The sequence below is a fragment of the Cupriavidus sp. GW821-FHT02F09 genome, assembly GCF_059421605.1.
On record NZ_JBWKVH010000002.1, the window covers coordinates 116,508 to 135,226 of the forward strand.

General features: G+C 62.2%; 18 protein-coding genes. 9 read left to right on the plus strand and 9 right to left on the minus strand.

The annotated features are described in order from the left end of the window. Positions 1–98 precede the first annotated feature (98 nt). Positions 99–2,540, plus strand: a complete 2,442-nt coding sequence (locus AC07XB_RS03295; protein WP_492826307.1) for a TonB-dependent receptor — start codon at positions 99–101, stop codon at positions 2,538–2,540. A gap of 151 nt (positions 2,541–2,691) precedes the next feature. On the opposite strand, the gene AC07XB_RS03300 is transcribed toward AC07XB_RS03295, so the two are convergent. Next, a complete protein-coding gene (locus tag AC07XB_RS03300; protein WP_492372482.1) occupies positions 2,692–3,108 on the minus strand; it encodes an organic hydroperoxide resistance protein in 417 nt (138 codons plus the stop codon). A 360-nt stretch (positions 3,109–3,468) separates the two neighbouring features. Here AC07XB_RS03300 and AC07XB_RS03305 point away from each other — a divergent pair, with 360 nt between their 5' ends. Next, positions 3,469–4,518, plus strand: a complete 1,050-nt coding sequence (locus AC07XB_RS03305; protein ID WP_492826309.1) for an alpha/beta hydrolase — start codon at positions 3,469–3,471, stop codon at positions 4,516–4,518. A gap of 122 nt (positions 4,519–4,640) precedes the next feature. Here the strand turns inward: AC07XB_RS03305 and AC07XB_RS03310 are convergent, their stop codons facing one another. From AC07XB_RS03310 to AC07XB_RS03325, 4 genes are all read right to left on the minus strand, one after another. Further along, a complete protein-coding gene (locus tag AC07XB_RS03310; RefSeq protein ID WP_492826311.1) occupies positions 4,641–5,951 on the minus strand; it encodes an ATP-binding protein in 1,311 nt (436 codons plus the stop codon). Next, positions 5,948–6,691, minus strand: a complete 744-nt coding sequence (locus AC07XB_RS03315; RefSeq protein ID WP_492372480.1) for a response regulator — start codon at positions 6,689–6,691, stop codon at positions 5,948–5,950. Before AC07XB_RS03315 ends, AC07XB_RS03310 begins: the two co-directional genes overlap by 4 nt. A gap of 252 nt (positions 6,692–6,943) precedes the next feature. Then, complete coding sequence (locus AC07XB_RS03320) at positions 6,944–7,180, minus strand: tautomerase family protein (RefSeq protein WP_492372479.1); 237 nt, start codon at positions 7,178–7,180, stop codon at positions 6,944–6,946. An 89-nt stretch (positions 7,181–7,269) separates the two neighbouring features. Continuing rightward, entirely contained in the window at positions 7,270–8,013 is a 744-nt protein-coding gene (locus tag AC07XB_RS03325; RefSeq protein WP_492372478.1) for an SDR family NAD(P)-dependent oxidoreductase, read from the minus strand. Between the two features lie 157 nt (positions 8,014–8,170). On the opposite strand from AC07XB_RS03325, the gene AC07XB_RS03330 reads away from it, so the two are divergent. Together AC07XB_RS03330 and AC07XB_RS03335 are read left to right on the plus strand one after the other, a co-directional pair. Beyond that, the gene (locus AC07XB_RS03330; protein ID WP_492826314.1) at positions 8,171–9,106 is read left to right on the plus strand and encodes a LysR family transcriptional regulator; all 936 of its coding nucleotides are present in this window, start codon (positions 8,171–8,173) and stop codon (positions 9,104–9,106) included. A 655-nt stretch (positions 9,107–9,761) separates the two neighbouring features. Further along, complete coding sequence (locus AC07XB_RS03335) at positions 9,762–10,283, plus strand: hypothetical protein (protein WP_492826316.1); 522 nt, start codon at positions 9,762–9,764, stop codon at positions 10,281–10,283. A gap of 58 nt (positions 10,284–10,341) precedes the next feature. Here AC07XB_RS03335 and AC07XB_RS03340 read toward each other — a convergent pair whose 3' ends face one another. The 3 genes from AC07XB_RS03340 to AC07XB_RS03350 all read right to left on the minus strand — a co-directional run bounded on the left by AC07XB_RS03340 (position 10,342) and on the right by AC07XB_RS03350 (position 12,544). Beyond that, a complete protein-coding gene (locus AC07XB_RS03340; RefSeq protein ID WP_492826505.1) occupies positions 10,342–10,755 on the minus strand; it encodes a hypothetical protein in 414 nt (137 codons plus the stop codon). Positions 10,756–11,113: 358 nt separating this feature from the next. Next, positions 11,114–11,560: a BON domain-containing protein gene (locus AC07XB_RS03345; RefSeq protein ID WP_492826317.1), complete on the minus strand. Its 447-nt coding sequence runs from the start codon at positions 11,558–11,560 to the stop codon at positions 11,114–11,116. Between the two features lie 438 nt (positions 11,561–11,998). Continuing rightward, positions 11,999–12,544, minus strand: coding sequence for a DUF6496 domain-containing protein (locus AC07XB_RS03350; protein WP_492826507.1), 546 nt, complete (start codon positions 12,542–12,544; stop codon positions 11,999–12,001). Between the two features lie 390 nt (positions 12,545–12,934). Between AC07XB_RS03350 and AC07XB_RS03355 the strand changes: the two genes are divergently transcribed. Continuing rightward, on the plus strand, positions 12,935–13,144 hold the full coding sequence (locus tag AC07XB_RS03355) for a DUF2188 domain-containing protein (protein WP_492372473.1): 210 nt from the start codon (positions 12,935–12,937) through the stop codon (positions 13,142–13,144). A gap of 132 nt (positions 13,145–13,276) precedes the next feature. Here AC07XB_RS03355 and AC07XB_RS03360 read toward each other — a convergent pair whose 3' ends face one another. Continuing rightward, a complete protein-coding gene (locus tag AC07XB_RS03360) occupies positions 13,277–13,678 on the minus strand; it encodes a BON domain-containing protein (RefSeq protein ID WP_492826319.1) in 402 nt (133 codons plus the stop codon). A gap of 1,042 nt (positions 13,679–14,720) precedes the next feature. Here AC07XB_RS03360 and AC07XB_RS03365 point away from each other — a divergent pair. The 4 genes from AC07XB_RS03365 to AC07XB_RS03380 all read left to right on the plus strand — a co-directional run bounded on the left by AC07XB_RS03365 (position 14,721) and on the right by AC07XB_RS03380 (position 18,509). Then, positions 14,721–15,143 carry a VOC family protein gene (locus AC07XB_RS03365; protein WP_492372470.1) on the plus strand — a complete coding sequence of 141 codons (423 nt, stop codon included), beginning with the start codon at positions 14,721–14,723 and terminating at the stop codon, positions 15,141–15,143. 167 nt (positions 15,144–15,310) lie between these two features. Then, a complete protein-coding gene (locus AC07XB_RS03370; RefSeq protein ID WP_492826321.1) occupies positions 15,311–16,327 on the plus strand; it encodes a TonB-dependent receptor in 1,017 nt (338 codons plus the stop codon). A 163-nt stretch (positions 16,328–16,490) separates the two neighbouring features. Continuing rightward, on the plus strand, positions 16,491–17,849 hold the full coding sequence (locus tag AC07XB_RS03375) for a sensor domain-containing diguanylate cyclase (protein WP_492826323.1): 1,359 nt from the start codon (positions 16,491–16,493) through the stop codon (positions 17,847–17,849). Between the two features lie 219 nt (positions 17,850–18,068). Next, positions 18,069–18,509 (plus strand): hypothetical protein, encoded by a 441-nt coding sequence (locus AC07XB_RS03380; protein WP_492372467.1) that lies wholly within the window; start codon positions 18,069–18,071, stop codon positions 18,507–18,509. Positions 18,510–18,719 lie beyond the last annotated feature (210 nt).

Sequence of the window (18,719 nt, forward strand, 5' to 3'; positions counted from 1 at the left end):
GCCCGAGGTACGGAACCTGCTCCCCGTCCCTCAAGTTGTTTCCCCCAAGCCGGCACCCAACGCAGGTGCCCCGGCCAATCATTCCGAGGAGATGCAAGATGCCAGCCAACCTACCCCCACCCAGGCGCAGGACCCCGCCGGGACGCGCGACCCTGCGCCGCGGCGCGCCACGGCGCGGCGCGGCCACTGCCATCGCACTGGCCGTGGCATTGCTGGCCGCCCTGCCCGCTGTTGCACAACAGGACAGTGGTGTGCAATCCGGGGACAGTGCCACGCTGCCCGAAGTCATGGTGGTAGCCACCGCACCGCTGCCGGGCATTGGCGTGGACCGCGACCTGGTGCCGTACACGGTGCAGACGGTCAGTGGCGACGACCTGAACGGCACGCGCACCGGCACCCTCGCCGAATACCTGGCGCGTAACTTCACCGGCGTCAACGTCAACGACATCCAGGGCAGCCCCTTCCAGACCGATGTCACCTACCGCGGCTTTCGCGCCTCGTCGATCCCGGGTGTGCCGCAAGGGCTATCTATCTACCTGGACGGGATCCGCGTCAACGAGCCCTTCGGCGATGTGGTGAGCTGGGACATGATTCCCGAAGCCGCCCTGGAAAGCGTCTCGCTGGTTTCCAGCGCCAACCCCGCCTACGGCCTCAACACGCTCGGCGGCGCGCTGGCCATGACCACCCGCTCTGGCCTCACTTCCCCCGGTTTCACCGCCGATCTCTCCTATGGCAGCGGCAACCGCAAGCGCGCCGACCTGTCGGGCGGCATCCGCAGCGACAGCGGCTGGCACGCCTTCGCCGCCGGCACCCTGTTCCAGGAACACGGCTGGCGCGATCATTCCGAAGGCCGGCTCGGCAACCTGTTCCTCAAGGCCGGGTTTGAGGGCGAGACCAACAGCTGGGACGTCTCCATGCTGCACGGGCGCAGCACCCTGATCGGCAACGGCCTGGTGCCCAGCTACCGCGCTAGCGGCAATGCCATGCTGCCCGGGCTCTACGAGAGCAATCGCGGCGCCGTCTATACCTATCCCGACAAAACCGAGAACATGGTCACCCAGGCCGCCTTCAACGGCCGCCACTGGTTCGACGACAAGACCAGCGCCGCCGTGCTCGCCTATGTGCGCACCAGCCGCCGCGATACCACCAACGGGGACGTGAACCCGGTCTACGACGCCTACGCGGAAGACTGCGAAGATGGCTTCAAGGCCGACGGCAGCCCGCGCAAGTCCCGCTGCGGCTACACCCGGAGCGAAGGCGCGGCGCTGGATCCGGCGGTGCTGAACACCACGCACATGTGGCAGCAGTCCGTCGGCATGGCGTTCAGCTTCGCCAAGGAGACGGAAAAGCACCTGCTCAACGCCGGGCTGACGTTCGACCGCAGCCGTCTGACTTACTCGCAGTATGAGCAGCTAGGCACCTTTACCGACGACCGCGGCGTGATCGCGGACCCGAATGCACCGAACGAACTGTTCTCCGGCGTCAGCGGCACCTCGCGCGCGATTGGCGTGTACCTGTCGGACACCTGGGCCGTGACGCCCAGCACCTTCGTGACGGGTTCGGCCCGCTGGAACCACGTGGCCGTGAACAATACGCTGCGCAACAGCGACGGCAGCGAGCAGCCGAGCGAGAGCTTCACCTACCGCCGGCTCAACCCCGCGCTTGGCATGACGCAGAAGCTGGGCGCCGGGGTCTCGCTATTTGGCGGCTATGCCCAGAACAACCGCGTGCCGACGGTGCTGGAGCTGGGTTGCGCCGATCCCGCCCAGCCCTGCCGCCTGCCCGCCGGCCTGCAGGCCGACCCTTACCTCAAGCAGGTCGTCTCGCACTCCTATGAGGTGGGCGCGCGCTGGCGGCCCTCGAAGGACACGGAAGTATCCGGCTCGTTCTACCGCATTGATAACCACGATGACATCCTCTTCTTGCGCGCACCCAACACGCAGCAGGGCTACTTCGCCAACTTCGACCGGACCCGCAACCAGGGCTTCGACCTGTCCGCCCGGCAGCGTTTTGGCAATGTCACGCTGCGCCTCGGCTACAGCTATCTCGAAGCCACCTACCAGGCCACCGGGCAGCTCGCGGTGGGCGAACGGACCATCGACGTCAAGCCGGGCATGCGCATGGCCGGCCTGCCGCGCCACACCATCAAGCTGGGCGCGGACTGGCAGGCACTGCCCGAACTGACCTTGGGCGTCGACCTGGTTGGCGTGTCAAGCAGCGTGACCAGCGGCAACGAAGACGGCCTGCGCGCCGACCCGCAGCCCGGCAAGGCGCCCAAGTACGCGGACTGGAGCACGCCCGGATACGCCACGGTGAACCTGCGGGCGTCCTACCGCGTCAACAAGCATTTCGAGATCTACGCGCGCGTGGCCAACCTGTTCGACCGCCGTTACGAGACCTATGGCCAGATCTCTAACGATCTGTTTCCCAACGGCAACTTGCTGCGTCCGCACGTGACGCCGCAAGACAACGCCAGCGCACTGTTCGTCGCGCCCGGCGCGCCGCGCAGCGCCTGGGTCGGCGTGGTCTACCGCATGTAATCCGACGATGGGAGCGCACCTGGCTACGGTCAATGGGCGATGCCGGCTTCAGGCCATTGGCGGTTAGCCGGGGCGTCTGCGCGCAGACTTCGACCACATGGAGGCTGGCCGTGACGCCCGCCCGGCGGCATCGGGCGGATCACGGCGCGGGTCAGACCAGATGCAGTTCAACCTGGACGTTGCCGCGCGTGGCTTTCGAATACGGACAGATCTGATGCGCCGCTTCAACCACCGCCTGCGCCACCTCCTGGTCGAGACCCGGCAGGCTGACGTTCAGGCGGGCCTGCAGGAAAAAGGCGCCATCGGTGGTGCCGAGGTCCACCTCGGTATCCAGTGCAAGGTCCGCTGGCAGCTTGATCTTCATCTGGCTGGCGGCGCGGCCCATTGCCCCGATAAAGCAAGCCGACCATCCCGCGGCAAACAGCTGCTCAGGGTTTGTGCCGGCGCCGCTGCTGCCCGGTGAGGACAGCGTCAGATTCAGCCGGCCATCGTCGCTATGGGCTTGGCCATCGCGGCCGCCGGTGACGTGGACTTTGCCGGTGTACAGGACGTTCTCGATGCGGGTCATGATGTTTTCCTTGAGATGGGTTTGCGCTGGGCATTGCGCGGCCGGAGATCGCTTCGCATGTGCTCGGCATCGGGCCACGGAACGTATTAAAGGCGGTCGACGTATCAGGCACGTAGCACGTCGCGGCCGGTTCTGTCTGGCTATGTATCCCGATTGCCGCGTGATACAGACGCATACAAAAAACCTGCGCCAGGTAGCGCAGACGCGACACGGGACCGCGATGCGTGATGTGGCTTTGTATCGCTCTGTATCCGGCGGCCTGCCGCATACGCAACGTTTCAAATCAGAGGGTTCGGGAAACAGGCGCGATACGTCGGTCGCCGATGCTTCCCATCGGCAGCATTCCCAATGGAGAGAACCATGTCCGAACCGATCAATCAAAAACGGCGCCGCCTGTTTGGCTCGGCCGCGCTCACGCTGGCCGCCGCGCCATTTGGCTTATCTGACCTGGCGCACGCGCAATCCAGCAAGACGGCAGCACGCCTGCCAACCGCGCGGCCGGGTACGCATGCCCGATTCACGACGATCAAGCAGGTGACTGCCGGCGAACTCGATATCGGCTACGCCGAAGAAGGTCCTGCCGATGGGCCTGCCGTCATCCTCCTGCATGGCTGGCCGTATGACATTCACAGCTTTGTCGACGTCGCGCCGGCGCTGGCGGCGGCGGGGTACCGCGTGATCGTGCCGTACGCACGCGGCTATGGCAGCACACGCTTCATTTCCGATGCGACGTTTCGCAATGGCGAGCAGGTGGCGCTCGCGCTCGACACCCTCGCCCTGATGGACGCGCTGGGCATCGGCAAGGCGATCCTCGCCGGCTACGATTGGGGCGCGCGGACGGCGTGCATCATCGCGGCGCTCTGGCCGGAGCGCTGCAAGGCGCTGGTTTCCGTCAGCGGCTACCTGATCGGCAGTGTCGAGGGCAACCGAAAGCCGCTTGCGCCGCAGGCCGAGCTCCAATGGTGGTATCAGTTCTATTTCGCCACCGAGCGCGGGCGGATCGGCTATGAGCAGCACCGGCACGCGTTCACGAAGCTGATCTGGCAACTCGCCTCGCCGACATGGAAATTCGATGACCGCACGTTCGATCGTAGCGCCGTGGCTTTCGACAACCCGGACCACGTGAGCATCGTGATCCACAACTACCGCTGGCGGCTCGGCCTTGCCGAGGGCGAAGCCCGATACGCCGATCTGGAACGGCGGCTTGCTGCGTTTCCGAGCATCGGTGTGCCAACCATCACGATGGAAGGTGACGCCAATGGCGCGCCGCACCCGGAACCGAGTGCCTACGCCAGCAAGTTCTCAGGCAAGTATCAGCATCGGCTCATCACAGGCGGTATTGGCCACAACTTGCCGCAGGAAGCGCCGCAGGACTTTGTCAGCGCCGTGATCGACGCAGGCCAGCTCTGACGGCAGGTTGCCTGGTCAGGCACGTTGCCGCGAGCGTGGCCAGGCTGCTTAGAGGTGGACAGCGACACATGGAAACCGGGGCCCCGCCGAGCCACCGAGCAGGCCTGCCCCCTCTCCTTTGATCAGCCTAGCCTGACGATCGCTGCCAGCCCGCCCCCTTCACGGTTGCATAACTTGAGCGAGCCGCCGATGGCCACCGCAAGCTGATGGGCAATCGCGAGGCCCAGGCCGGAGCCGCCGGTCTCGCGGCTGCGCGAGCTTTCCAGCCGGACGAATGGCTGCAGCACGGCTTCGAGCTTGTCTTCCGGGATGCCCGAGCCGCGATCGAGCACCTCGATGATCACGGTGTCGTGCTCGTGGTCCACGCGCAGTTCCGCCGCGCCGCCAAACTTGATCGCGTTGTCGATCAGGTTGGTCAGGATCCGGCGCAGCGCATGGGGGCGCGTCACGATGGCGCCGCCGATGTTCTGCAGGATGCTCACTGTCTTACCGGTGTCCTGATAATCGTAGGCCAGGCTCTCGATGAACGATCCGAGGTCGATTCGCGATGGCTTCTCGCCATCGCCATGCGTGGCGCGCGCGTAAGCCAGCCCTTCCTGCACGAGCCTTTCGATCTCGGCCAGGTCCTGCACCATCTTGCGCTTGCCCTCGGAGTCCTCCGCCAGCTCGGCGCGCAGTTTCATGCGCGTGATCGGCGTCTGCAGATCGTGCGAGATGGCCGCCAGGATCTGCACGCGCTCCTCGATGAACTGGGCGATGCGCTCGCGCATGGCATTGAACGCCCGCGCGGCGCGCGTCAGCTCGGTGGGGCCTGTTTCAGCCAGCGGCGGTGACTTCATGTTGGGATTGAGCGTATCAGCGGCATCGGCCAGTGCCACCAGCGGCCGAATCGACACGCGTACGGCGAACCAGCAGCACACAACCAGCAACAACAGCTGGATCACCAGCACATATGGCAGCCACTGCGCGATCGGGAGCATGCGCGGATGCACGTCGATGGTCAGGGCGCTGCCATCGCTCAGCGTCAGGTGCGCCTGCAGCTGCTTGCCGTCGCCCGGGATCGACTCCACCGTGACGGGAAAGCGGCCTTCGCTGGCTTGGGTGATCCGCTCGGCAATATCCTTGCCGCGTGGCGTCATCTCGGGCACGCCAGGTGAGCCCGGCCCCAATATGTATTGATAGTTGCCGCGATTCACGCGCGGCAGCCATTGCGCACGCTCGGCGGCGGGAACGCGGTCGAGGATGGCAATCGAGGTGGCCACATCGGTCTCCAGCGTGCCGAGCATGACTTCGCGCGCTGTCATGTATCGCTCGGAGAACAGCACGCCAAACGACAAACCATGCGCGACCACCAGCCCGGCAAGCAAGATCAGGAACAGGCGCGAACCCAGCGAGCGCGGCCAAGGCCAAAAGCGCGTGCTCGTTGTGCTCATTGGCGGGCCTCCTTGATCTGCACCGGCATCGCAAGAACGTAGCCCTCGCTGCGCACGGTCTTGATATAGCTGGGTTCGCGTGCGTCGTCTCTCAGGCGCTGGCGCAGGCGGCTGACCAGCAGGTCGATGGAGCGCTCGAACATGTCCGCCTCGCGGCCCTGCGTGAGGTTGAGGAGCTGGTCGCGGTTGAGCACGCGCTGCGGATGGTCGACGAACACGCGCAGCAGCCGGTACTCCGCGCCGCTCAGCGTGACGATGGTGCCGTCGCTGTCGATCAGGTGGCGCGCGGTAGTATCCAGTTGCCAGTGACCAAACGCGAGCATCTGCCCTGCTTCGGTAATCTGCAGATTGGGCGGCAGCATCCTGGTGCGGCGTAGCACAGCCTTGATGCGCGCCAGCAGCTCGCGCGCGGCAAAGGGCTTGGCGAGGTAATCATCCGCGCCCATTTCGAGGCCGATGATGCGATCCGTTTCATCGTCGCGCGCGGTCAGCATCAGCACGGGCGTGGCCTTGTGCTTTCCGGATCGCAATTCGCGGCACAGCACCAGGCCGTCATCGCCGGGCAGCATCAGATCGAGCACGATCAGGTCGACGGTATTGGCCTCCAGGAACGACCGCATGTGGCGGCCATCCGGCGCCACCGTCACGCGCAAGCCGTTCTTGGTGAGATAGGCCGAGACGAGTTCACGGATTTCCCGGTCGTCATCGACGATCAAGATATGGTCGATGTGCGCTTCCATCGGGTTCACCTCGGCAGGATTGGGCGTGTTCGGCCAGTCGGTTTCGTCGCCATTGTATGGCGGCCTTCGGCCCCGCGTGTATCGCCATGTATCCGGCCGCCGCACTGGCACACAGAGGTACATACCCGCTTGTTTGCCACACATCCAGGCGATGTCCGCGGTGCCTGATGGAGGGCTTGCCCAGCCGCACCTCCCGAAGCCGGTTGAGCGCGTGATGGATTCCCAAGCCCCGATCTCTCCGCCCAAGGCGGCTTATCGGCTGTCCTGCGCACCGGGGACTGAAGCGGGATTCGACTGCTTGCGAATCTCGGTGGTCGTGCGGCCCCCGAAACCCCAGTTGTCGGTATCCACCTCCTCGATCGCGATGTGCGTCCATTCGGGCGGTTTGTGCAGCACGCGCTCCAGGGTCTCGGTCACTTCCTTGATGACCTGGGCTTTCTGCTCGGCGGTGGTTCCCTCGCGGGTAATGCGAATGCTGACAAAAGGCATGGCGGCCTCCTGCATGGATTGACGTTTCGAGATGAGCGCGATGGATTCCGGGCCGCGGCAGGACACACGTCCGGCCGCGGCTGCCGGCTTCAGCGGCCTGCGCTGAAGCCGCCGTCCACCGGCAGCACGGTGCCGGAGACAAAGTCGGCCTTGGCCAGGTAGAGCACGGCGTCGCTGATCTCGGCGATGTTGGCGATGCGGCCCAGCGGGTGCAGGCTGCCGAGTGCGGCATGGGTTTCGGCGGCATGCATCGGGGTGTCCACGACGCCCGGGGCGACCGCGTTGACCGTCACGCCGTGGGGCGCCAGTTCCAGCGCAAGCGCGCGCGTGGCCTGGTTGATGCCGCCCTTGAGGGCCACGGCCAGCAGCGCTGGCACGCCGCCGTGCGGCTGAAGCGCCAGAGACGCGGTGATGTTGATAATCTTGCCGCGCTTGCGTTCGCTCATGTGCCTGGCCGCTTCCTGGGACGGATACAGCACGCCCTTCAGGTTGGTGGAGATCTGCTCCTCCACTTCGTCCGGCGTGAACTGCACGAAGGGCTTGGCCGTGAAGATGCCCGCGTTGTTCACCAGCACGTCGACCTTGCCGTACTTGGCAATGGCCTGCGCGAAGACCTGGCGCGCCGATTCGGGCTTGCCGACGTCGCCCGCGACACCCAGGAAGCGCTCGCCGGCATTCAGCCGTTCAGCGGTGGCTTGCAGGCGCTCGGTGGAACGGCCGGTGCCGACGACGTTGTAGCCCGCCTTGAGGAAGGCTTCGGCCAAGCCCAGGCCGATGCCGCTGGTGGCGCCGGTGATGATGACGGTGTTGTCGGTGTTGTCGGTGTTGCTCATGATGGTCCTCCGATGGATCCAAATTCAGGTTCAGATTCAGGTTCAGGGTCCGGTGCCGGACTCCAGAGCCGTCACCGGTGTGGAGGGACTATATTGCTGCTGTTGAGCGCAATAAACGGGGTTTGCTACACTTGTCCTATTACATGACGTAAAGAATATGCATCGGCAATTCGACGACATCCTGCTCGGCAGCATCGAGCTCTTTTGCCTGGCCGCCGAGGCCGGCAGCTTCACGGCGGCTGCCAATACCGCAGGCGTCACGCCTGCCGCCGTCAGCCGCTCGATCTCGCGCCTGGAAAAGCGCCTGGGCGTGCGCCTGTTCGTGCGCTCCACGCGCAGCATCCGGCTGACCGAAGGTGGCAAGGAATACTTCGAGCAATGCCGCGCCGCGCTCAATCAGCTGGTCGAAGCCGAGCGCAAGGTCACCGGCGAGCAGGTGCAGCCCTCGGGCACGATCCGCATCAGCGCGCCGACCACCTATGGGCACCATCGGCTGTTGCCGCTCCTGCCCGCGTTTCGCGCCAAGTACCCGCTGATCAAGGTGGAAGCCCACATCAGCAACCGCAACGTCGATTTCCATGAGGAGAACTTCGACGTGGCGATCCGCTTGCGTGCGCAGCCGGACTCGATGATGGTCTCCCGGCACCTTGAAGACGCGGCACTGGTGGTGGTCGCGAGCCCCGCCTATCTGAAGCGCGCCGGGGTACCTAGAATGCTGTCGGACCTGGACCAGCACGAGTGCATCCAGTTCGATCTACCGAGCAGCGGGCGGCAGATCTCCTGGCTGTTCAAGGAAGGTGAGCACGAGAAGGAGATCTTCTCGACGGGCAACTACATGTGCGCGGAAGACGTGCTGGCCGGCGTGACGCTGGCCAAGGCGGGCGCGGGGCTGTTCCAGACCTACCAATTCGTCGTCGAGCGGGACCTGGCGCAAGGCGATCTGGTCGAGGTACTGCAAGCTTTTGCCGGGCGCATGCGCCCCGTCAGCCTGATGTATCCGCACGGCCGTTTGCTGCCATCGCGCGTGCGTGCGTTCGTCGATTTCATGATGGAACAGGCGCGTCCGCCGACGGCTGATCAACACGGGGCTTGATGACGTTGGCAGCCGTATTGAGCATGATTTTCGGTGCATCGGTCGCGCCTTTTTGCTCACATTCCGCAGCGAATCACCCAAACGCCACAATCCTCGCGCCCAACGATCCCAGCCCCCCACAGGGGCGTAAGGAAATGTATCCAGCGTTGCGAGCTTGTGCGTCTCGATAGAAAGTGTGTTGGCATTTCCATGACGCAGCCGCTGGCTGTAAAGCAAGCAGCCCATCCCCTTCGCCGGAGACGAAGATGCTCAGCCCACATGAAATCGCCGCCTTGATGATACTCAAGAGTGCAAACGAGAATCTTGATTTAGACCCCGCTGACCTCAAGACTCTTGAGCGACAGCGGCTTGTAAAACGGCATCGAGCCGCGCAAGACCTGGGACAAGTTCGCCTCACGAACGAGGGGCGAGACTATCTGGACACGGTCGCCAAAATGTGTTGACGCGTGGCCTGTGCGGGCCACGCCCACTCGCCCGTCAGAATATCGTCTAGGAACAGAGGACGGCCTGGCCGATCCGGCGGCCTACTGCCAGCAACCGGGCGCCCACCTCACCGCGCTCGCGCCCGATCGACCACGGCGGCGCGCCATCGCGCGCCCGTGGCTGGTGGTCGAGAAGATCCTCGCAGAGAAGGAGACGCTGCGCGCGGACCGGCGTGCCCGACCGCTACCAGGGCGCCGAGGACCGGGATCTCAGCCTGGTCGATCCCAACAACCGCCGTCCCGTGGATTTCGAGTCGCTGCGCGCCCGGCTGGTTGACACATCTGGGTGGCCCGAATGGCTTGCCAACTGGCAGAACGGCCGCGTCAAGCTGCAGTTGATCCGCAGCGGCTTGGCCGCATGGCAGGCACATGCGGGGTTGTTTGTCGCCGGCGACTATGACCCCATCGCGCTGGCCGGCCTGCTCGCCGCGCACGCGCTTGCATTCATGCGCCGTCGTGGGCAAGAGCAGGCATTGGTGGCCGGCACCCGACTGGCCGCCCGGTTGGCCGAGAGCGACCGGTCCATTCTCGCGCCAGCACAATGGCGCGACACCGTCCTGCGAGTCGGACACGGGGACGACAGTCATTGGGTGGATGTCCTGACCAGCCGCCCGCTGGACACGCGCGCCGGCCGCTTGGCCTTGGCCAAGGTGCTGGAGATGCTGCCAGTGGCGCTACTGTTGCGCACCCGGTGACGCGCATCTGATCTGCGGCATTGGGAAAATGCCGCATGGCCCTTGCGACGTCGGCCGGCTACCAATTCAAATGCACGTTCCGATCACCCATCCGCAATTGGGTGTGCTTTTCTACGCCATTGTAGGTTGCCACGACCTGATAAGTCGCCCTTGGTGCTTTGATGAGGCAGCGCGGCCCACTCGAACGGAAGGATGCAACCTCGACTCCGTTGCGCGAAAGGGTGATTGCCACATCGGATAGATACTCACCGCGCGCGCCCTCAGTGAATAACAGTCCCATATCAAAATCCTTCGATTCCGATTTGATTGCCTGCTGCTCGTCCTCACCAACACCTCCGCAAACGTAGCTGACCGGGCCTATGGTCTGGCGCGCAAGATCGGTTGCGTGTGCGCCAGGGCTCGCCAACAAGGCAACAAGTGCGCCGGCAGTAAGCGCGCAGAGGCTGTTCTGCTTGAGCGTCGGCCTGCCCATAGGGAACAGGCGGCGCCATACATGAATATGACGAATGGCTTGCATGGAGTATCTCCAACTATATCCATACAAATTTGACGACTTTACATTGGAATTGTTCTTCCTTATTTTAAATTACTTAATTCTATTAAGTACATTAACCAATAGATAATAATTATACTTAATCATGTGTGTTTCGTTGTCAAAAATCGACAAGCTGACCCGAACCGACAGATTATAAAATAGTGGAATATCCACTCGTTGACAAATCGATGCACGCCGCCGATCGCTCCCCGAATCGAAGGCATGGCGAGCGGCGGGTTCCCGATCATGTTGGTGCCACACCCCGGGAGTTTCCCCGGGGCGGGCCGGTTGCGGACTAGCGCGATAACACCTTCAGCTCGTCGTTCACCGAACTCACCCCCTCGACATTACGCGTAGCATCGATTGCGATCTGGTGCTGTTCCTTCGTCGGCACCGAGCCGCTCAGGTTGACCGTGCCGTTTTTGGTCTTCACGTGAATGCCCGTGGACTTCAAGTCCTTGGTGGCAAGCAGCTTAGTCTTCACCTTGGTTGTAATGGCGCTGTCGCTGACGGATTGCTCGGCCTTCTCTGCGCTCATTTCAGTAGCGGCCACAAGCCGCTGGTCGCGGTCACCCTCGGCCTGGCCCGGCATGACAGGGGCCGGGCTGGGTGGCGCAGCCATGGTGGTGTCGGTGGCGACGCGCATGATGCCGCCCGTATCGAGCGCGAACGCGCCGCCAGCAGCTGCCGCCATCGCTGCAGCGACACAAGTCATACGCAGGGTAAGTGCCGGAATCTTCATCGCTCTCTCCTGATGGTGTGGTCACACGGTTCGTCATGAGGACTCGCGGGAGATGCATGCATCGAAACCACCAGTTCTCGTGAGCCGCAAGAACATGAACCGCAAGGAGCATACCTGCCGACAGGCGCGGGAAGCCGCGGCGACCTGCTGCGTTTGCCACGCTCGGGCCACGCCGCTATGTGTAATTTGGAGCCGGATTTTGTAATTTCGGCCAACACATAAGCGAAACCAACACCGCTTCTGCACGCCGAGGATTGCTATCCCAGGCACCAGAGGAGCGACATTTACGTGGCGCCCCGGCCGGGTTTCGGTAACCGCCCGGCAGGGTTAAATAGGAGTGCCGTCCGGGCCACGGTATGCGCTGTCAAGGGGCGGAGCGATGTCGGAGCTATTCGCCGAAGGCGACGCCGTCGCAGTCCTATGCGAGCAGGGTGTTGACTAGTGCGAGCGGCTTGCCTCCTTGTTTGTCAAGCGCGTTCGCGCGGCCTTGCGGGCCGCTTCGGAGCGTACAGCCGGCCCCTTGGTGCTAGCGGCCTTTTTGGCGGAAGCTGAACGATCAGCAGCAGTGCGGGTGCTTGCCGCGCGCTTGGCCTGGGCGGACAGCGCCTGACGTGACACGCCTGCTGTGCCCTCGCGCTTGAGCGCCTTGATGGCAGCGCGCGCGCGCGTGGCCTTGCTTTCTGAGCTGGCCCGTCGCGGCGTCACCTTGCCGTTGCCACCCTTGCCGGCGGATTTGGGCGCTGAACTGGTGCCTGCGGGCTTGGCCTGCGTCCTTGTAGCGCCCTTCTTCGGCGGCACCTCAATGCCAGCGCGGCGTGCCTCCGACAACCCGATCGCTATGGCCTGCTTTGCCGAGCGCACGCCGTGCTTACCCCGGCGCACTGCTTCGATCGCATCGTGAACGAAATGGCCTGCCTGCGTGGTCGGTGCCTTGCCCGCTCGCTGGTCTGCTCTGGCCTTGGCTATGCTTGATGCTCTGGGCATGGTCGTCTCCATGACTGTCCGCGGTCATCCGGCAACGGGTCATGGCAGATGCGACGTCCGCGGCGCCGATATCGGAGCCCGCCATCTGCCAGCGGGCTAAGAATGCTCGACGCAATTGCCGTTCCAGGCTCGCATCCGTGGGACCGCTGGGAAGCACTGCGTCCGCAGCACAGCAATTGTGTTCCCTGGCAGCATAGGTCGCCGGGCACTCCGAGAATCTTGCCGATCTCACTGCCTTCCCGGCACAGAGCCCCTCGCTGCCTCCCGCTCAGCCATGGTGGGCCGCCGGCAAGAGACCAGGCGAGTGCTGACAACTAGGTAGGACGGTGTCCGATGGCGAGTTTTTACCGCCTTTCCTACCCTGTAGTTACCGTCTCCAGAGGAGTTCAGATGCGAAGAGACATTATGGTTTGTGCCGTGCGCGCCGGTTGGATCTTGAAAACCTGTGGTGCGGCCACCGCAATCTTGGAATTCGAAGGCAAAGACGAAGCAATCCACATTGGTCAGTCCCTGGCATCACGCTACGGCGTGAATCTCATCATCGAAGAATCGCACGGTACGTTGCAGTTCGCTCGCCCGGCTTTGGAATTGGCGGCGTGAGCGATGTCCTGTAGAAGCCTCCCCCGCGTGGGCAGGTCCGCATGATCCTGCCAGCGATTTCGCCCCGTCGTCCCATCCCTGCGTCGGCGGGGCGCTTTTCCTGTGAAGGGTACGCCCTGATATCTGCGATGGCTATTTCTCGACCTCCAGGCCGTCCACCACGGATTGCACGCCCTCCACTGCACGGATGGCGTTCAAAGCTGTCAGCTTCTCTGAATCGTTTCGAACCTTGCCATCGAGATGCACAACACCGTTTTCGGTTCTCACTCGGATCGCGGTGGGCCGGAGTCCCTTCGTGGCAAGGAGCTCGGCTTTGACTTTCGTCGTGATCGCGTTGTCACTGAGCTTCGTCGCTAACTCGGTAGGCGGTGCCATGCTGTCAGACTCGGTGCGCACCGGCGTTCCAGGCGAGCTGTTCATGAGCAAAGCGCCATCCGTTGCGGCTAGAGTTCCGGCACCCGCCAAACTAGTAGCAGCCGAAGCGGCAAGCAAGCCGGCAACACTAGCAAAGCATATCCTTTGAATTGATTTCATCACTGTCTCCTGCTGTTATTCGCGCAGGCCGCGACACATATCCCCCGGGCAACGCGCCCCTGCAATTGCTCCTTCTCCTATATAAAAGGGACCATCCAGAAAAACAGTGAGTTCCGCAGTGACGTGGCTACGTTACACACGGAAATAGGTATTGCGATTCGGTCACAATGGAAGGCTCTAAGACGCGTGAAAAAGTGTATTGGCTGGAGCCTCTAACCTGGCGTGATCGCTGCCGTCGATCTGGATCAGTTCGCTGAGACACGTCCGACGGTTGCGCGGCTGGTGAAGCTTGGGCGGGCGCTGCCTGTGCAGTACCCCGAAGCCTGCGTCGACCATGATCCGCTGCACCGTCTCGTTGTCCAAGTGGACGCCGTGTCGCTCGCGCAGCTTAACGCAGGGCCAGCGCCGGGCCAAAAATCGGCGGAGCGATCATCAGTGCGACATGTTTTTGTATGCCGTGAGTCACTTGGCAACATGTGGCCGGCCCGACACGACTGAGTCTTCTTAGCGTGGCGAAGGCCCGGCACCGGCCGCAAGCCGCGGTACGGCGCATTCGCCGATAGCCGTCGTCGCAAAGCGACCGGGCTAGCCACGGCCCCGGGGTAACCAGAAATGCTGCAACCCTGCGAATGTCCTATTATGCACTACAGTGAATTCGGAATTTTTCGGGTACTTCTGCCGGTTATCAAACCTTGGGATATTTGCCTTTCTTCCCTTTTGGAGCGGACCCTACGAGAACAATGACGTGCAGGGAACTCGGCGGAAAATGCGACCAAAAGCTGTCGGCCAGTTCTTGGGATGAGATGATCAAGGTCATGACGAGACACGTCCTGGAGAAGCACCCGGACGTAGCAAAAATGATGGAGAAAATGCATAACGAAGATCCTACGAAATGGGGCAAGGAAATGAGGAAAAAATGGGATGCGGCTCCGGAAACCTAATGCGGATAATATCGCCCAGACTTTGCCAAAAATCCTTGCTGCTTGACACAGCGCGGGACTTTTTCCACGGGTTGCTAAGATAAGACATAGGAGATATGTCAATGAAAACGCCAAAAAACATCGACGTGCTTTTCGTCGCCGGTTTTGGCCCGATCGTTCGCGACCCGGCCGCAAGCCGAAAATTCTATTCCGAGGCATTGGGACTGTCGTTCCAGGAAGATGCCAACGGCTATCTGCATACGGGAGGGCTAGATGGCGTGAAGCATTTTGCCCTGTGGCCGTTGGCGCAGGCGGCTGAATCCTGTTTTGGCACGGATCAATGGCCTGGCAATCTTCCCGTGCCACAAGCGTGGATCGAATTTGACGTGGCGGATATCGAAAATGGCACAGCGGAACTGAAGTCGCAGGGCTACACACTGCTGGTTGCGACGCGAGCGGAACCCTGGGGTCAGACCGTCACGCGGCTGCTGGGACCGGAAGGTCTGCTGGTGGGCATAACCCATACGCCCTCGATGCGCAAGTGAACTCGTGCGCCCTCACTCTCCGAGTCCATTCCAGAGCGATCATGCCCGAGATGCCATCTCGAGCGAACAGCAGGCTTTTGGTGCGTTCCCATTGCGTTTCCGGACGTGTAGCGTCCGCCGCGCCGCAACAAGACCCACTCGGCATGCCCAACCACGGAGTACCGTTCATGCGACATCACCTCGGGTTCGGCGTGGGCCGATGGGGCGGCCGGCATCACCTGTTGCATCTTGCACTTTGCATGGCCTTGCTAGTGGGCATCGCCCATGCGGCCCATGCCCAGGAGATTTACGTGCTTGGCGGGCTGCAGCAAACGCCGTCGCTGGGAGAGAAAACATACGGCTACACTTACGAGTACGCCCATAACCTGACCGACAACGTCTACGCCTCCTTCTCGTACCTGAACGAGGGCCACGTCACCAACCATCATCGTGACGGACATAGCGCGCAGTTATGGGGACGATTGCTGTCGACGGACCGGCGGTTTGCCTTCTCGCTTGGGGTCGGTCCCTACCGCTATTTCGATACCACGGTGAGAACGGCCGAAGGCGGTGTCAATGACCAGCATGGCTGGGGAATCCTGATCAGCGCGGCGGCCAACTGGTATATCAACGGCGGCCCTTGGATCGTCCAGGCCCGATACAACCGGGCGCAGGCATTTGGCAGCATCGACACCAACACCTTCCTGATTGGCGTGGGCTATCAGCTCGATCGAGGGAGCAGGGATGGCCCGGTGGTGCCACCGCCTTCGTACACCCTCAACACGACCAGCAACGAGCTCACGGTCTTCGGCGGCACCACCATTATCAACAACTTCGATTCACCCAGCGGCACCGCTTTCGCGGTGGAGTACCGCCGCGGCATCCTGCCCTATGTAGACCTCACTGCCACCTATCTGAACGAGGGCGATGCCCGGGTTGTACGCCGGCAGGGTGTCGCAGCGCAGGCCTGGCTGGTGCGGCCGTTCTTCAATGACCGTCTGACGCTGGGGATCGGACTGGGCCCTTATGTGGCGCGGGACCGGGACGAGGGCGGCGGCATCACGCACACGCTCGGCCTATTCACCATGTCGGCGAGCTATCGCATCAGCCGGTCCTGGACCACCCGCTTCTCCTGGCACCGCACCGTCACGACCAATAGCCGCGATTCCGATGTGATGGTGCTCGGCCTAGGCTATCGGTTCTAAGATCCCGGCTGATCAATCAAGGATGGGCGATATAGACTGACTAGACTGACGATCGCTGTACGTTGACGGGCTTGTATGAGGTTGATTGTGCCTCAACGGTATGTCACTTCACGATGCCGGGACCATGCGGGCTGTGGAAGACGGCTAAAGACTGGTGAACACTATGGAAAGCTTCCTGGTACGGCAGGCCACGCGCAGACAAGCAATGCTTGCCGGTATCACTGCGCTACTTATCCTGTGCGTCTTCGCGATCGCCGTCCCTCGGGCAACCCAGGTGCTACCCGCGGTTCCCACCTTCATGCCGATGTGCGCGCTGACGGTATTCACCACCGCCTGTATCGCCAGTTTTTTACTCGGCGCGCAATTTACGGTGACCCGGCAGCCGATCCTTGGAGCACTGGGTGGGGCATACGCGTTTACCGCATTGGCGGTGGCTTTGCAGCTGCTAACGTTTCCCGGTGTTTTCACCCCTGGGGGCCTCTTTGGCGCCGGTCCGAATAGCGCCGCGTGGATGTGGGTCTTCTGGCATGGCGGCTTTCCGTTTTTTGTGATTCTCGCAGTGGCGGTGCGCAGTTTATCCATGAAAGAGCTGATCCGCCCCAAGAATGTCAGCCTATGGGCATGGGGGCTAGTCGGTGGGCCCGTCGCAATTGGTGTGGTGTTGTGTGGGCTGGCTCTATACGGTGATCTGCCATCCGCCCTGAACGCAGCGGGAGACGCCGGGGCCTACGAGAAAAATGCAACCGCGCTGGCGATATGGTCGCTCAATGTCGTTGCCATTGCTATCGTGTTGCTGAGCGGTCGCCTGCGGGCCGTACTTGACATATGGCTATCGATTGCCTTGCTCGCTTGCCTCATCGATACCAGCTTGAACCTGCTGAGTGCCACCAGGTTCAGCGTGGGCTGGTATCTCGCCAGGATTTTCAGCATGTTTGCCCCGGGTGTACTCGTGTGCGTTCTAGTATGGGAGGTCACCGTTCTGTACCAGCGTCTATTTGCGGCCCATGCCAGCCTGCTGCAAACATCTGTCCATGACGGGTTGACGGGGATCTATAACCGGAGCTATTTCAATGAGCACTTCACCAAGGAATTCGACCGTGCGAAGCGCAAGAACTTGCCACTATCGCTAATCATGATCGATGTCGATCATTTCAAGCTCTACAACGACACCTTGGGCCACCTAAAAGGGGATGCTTGCCTTGTCGCAGTGGCGACTGCTCTTGCTGGGGTCGTTCGCCGGCCGGCGGACCTAGTCTGCCGTTACGGCGGAGAGGAATTTGTGATAGTTCTCCCGGATACAGACCGTCGTGGCGCTTCCGAGGTCGCGGCGCAAGCGCTCCAGATGGTGACGCAGTTAAAGCTCGACGCTCCGACTCCGGTTGGCTATGTCACAGTCAGCGCCGGCTGCGCAACCCTTCGGCAAGAACGCTTCCCCGACGAGCTTGTCGAGGCGGCCGATGCTGCGCTGTACAGAGCGAAAGGCGCTGGGCGAAATCGTGTTTATCTCGCGAAGACTGAATGAATGTTCCTCCGTGCCCTGTCGCATTGGTCGCTTCACATTGATGGGTGAATGCGTTTAGGCGCAGCCTCTAAATACGCGCCACGCGCGGCAGTGGATTCAAGATCGCGACCGTAAAAGAGCACAATAGTAACGACGCGCCTGCGCCAGGCATCGATCTTTGGCTAGAGACCGGATAGCACGCCATCTGCACAACCATATCCGGTGTCTTGCCGATCGCATGTGGAAAGCCTCGGCAAACCTATCTCCTCCTGTCACCAGCCTCCCCGGTCGGGGGGATTGTTTGCCGACGATAAAACGCTACCATATGAGGATCACAACAACGCCAACATCATCTTGCATGCCGGCATGACAAGGATCTCTTTCAGATTGCGACGCATTGCACAGTGGGTTGCCGCGAGCATCGCGATTGTTGTCGTGGTCGTTATCAATGACCGAAACTCTGTCGATATTCACGCGGGTACCTCTGACGATGAACAACCAGGTTCCATTGGCGACCTCTGGCATCTGACCGTCGCGAAGGCAGAGTCGAATGACCCGGCAGCGCGTGAATATTTTTCCTTTACTAGCCAGCACGAGTGCGAGAAGCTTCGGCGAGAACTGCAGCTAGAGAATGCTGGCATAGTATCGGTATGTAGGATCAGCACCATGCGGAATATTTAACGGGGTTTCTAGCCGGTCACGCTTGTCTGATGCCTGGCCGTGGTCGGGCTCCCGTATGGCTTGGCAAAAATCGGGATAAATACTCGATCGTTGAGGCCTGACCTGGCAACTCGAGCGTGCAGTTTCTTTGGTCGACCCCGGGGAGCGCAGCGGCGTCTGTCTCAGGCTTGGTTCCCCTCATTACCACGAGCTTCAGGCCCCAGTTATCGA

What these genes read in the sequence shown, in the direction of transcription:
- AC07XB_RS03375 (WP_492826323.1), top strand. Translation starts at nt 16,491, where the DNA reads ATGGAAAGCTTCCTGGTACGGCAGGCCACGCGCAGACAAGCAATGCTT.
- AC07XB_RS03330 (WP_492826314.1), top strand. Translation starts at nt 8,171, where the DNA reads ATGCATCGGCAATTCGACGACATCCTGCTCGGCAGCATCGAGCTCTTT.
- AC07XB_RS03340 (WP_492826505.1), bottom strand. Translation starts at nt 10,755, where the DNA reads ATGGGCAGGCCGACGCTCAAGCAGAACAGCCTCTGCGCGCTTACTGCC.
- AC07XB_RS03355 (WP_492372473.1), top strand. Translation starts at nt 12,935, where the DNA reads ATGCGAAGAGACATTATGGTTTGTGCCGTGCGCGCCGGTTGGATCTTG.
- AC07XB_RS03325 (WP_492372478.1), bottom strand. Translation starts at nt 8,013, where the DNA reads ATGAGCAACACCGACAACACCGACAACACCGTCATCATCACCGGCGCC.
- AC07XB_RS03310 (WP_492826311.1), bottom strand. Translation starts at nt 5,951, where the DNA reads ATGAGCACAACGAGCACGCGCTTTTGGCCTTGGCCGCGCTCGCTGGGT.
- AC07XB_RS03320 (WP_492372479.1), bottom strand. Translation starts at nt 7,180, where the DNA reads ATGCCTTTTGTCAGCATTCGCATTACCCGCGAGGGAACCACCGCCGAG.
- AC07XB_RS03365 (WP_492372470.1), top strand. Translation starts at nt 14,721, where the DNA reads ATGAAAACGCCAAAAAACATCGACGTGCTTTTCGTCGCCGGTTTTGGC.
- AC07XB_RS03360 (WP_492826319.1), bottom strand. Translation starts at nt 13,678, where the DNA reads ATGAAATCAATTCAAAGGATATGCTTTGCTAGTGTTGCCGGCTTGCTT.
- AC07XB_RS03295 (WP_492826307.1), top strand. Translation starts at nt 99, where the DNA reads ATGCCAGCCAACCTACCCCCACCCAGGCGCAGGACCCCGCCGGGACGC.
- AC07XB_RS03370 (WP_492826321.1), top strand. Translation starts at nt 15,311, where the DNA reads ATGCGACATCACCTCGGGTTCGGCGTGGGCCGATGGGGCGGCCGGCAT.
- AC07XB_RS03305 (WP_492826309.1), top strand. Translation starts at nt 3,469, where the DNA reads ATGTCCGAACCGATCAATCAAAAACGGCGCCGCCTGTTTGGCTCGGCC.
- AC07XB_RS03345 (WP_492826317.1), bottom strand. Translation starts at nt 11,560, where the DNA reads ATGAAGATTCCGGCACTTACCCTGCGTATGACTTGTGTCGCTGCAGCG.
- AC07XB_RS03300 (WP_492372482.1), bottom strand. Translation starts at nt 3,108, where the DNA reads ATGACCCGCATCGAGAACGTCCTGTACACCGGCAAAGTCCACGTCACC.
- AC07XB_RS03350 (WP_492826507.1), bottom strand. Translation starts at nt 12,544, where the DNA reads ATGCCCAGAGCATCAAGCATAGCCAAGGCCAGAGCAGACCAGCGAGCG.
- AC07XB_RS03315 (WP_492372480.1), bottom strand. Translation starts at nt 6,691, where the DNA reads ATGGAAGCGCACATCGACCATATCTTGATCGTCGATGACGACCGGGAA.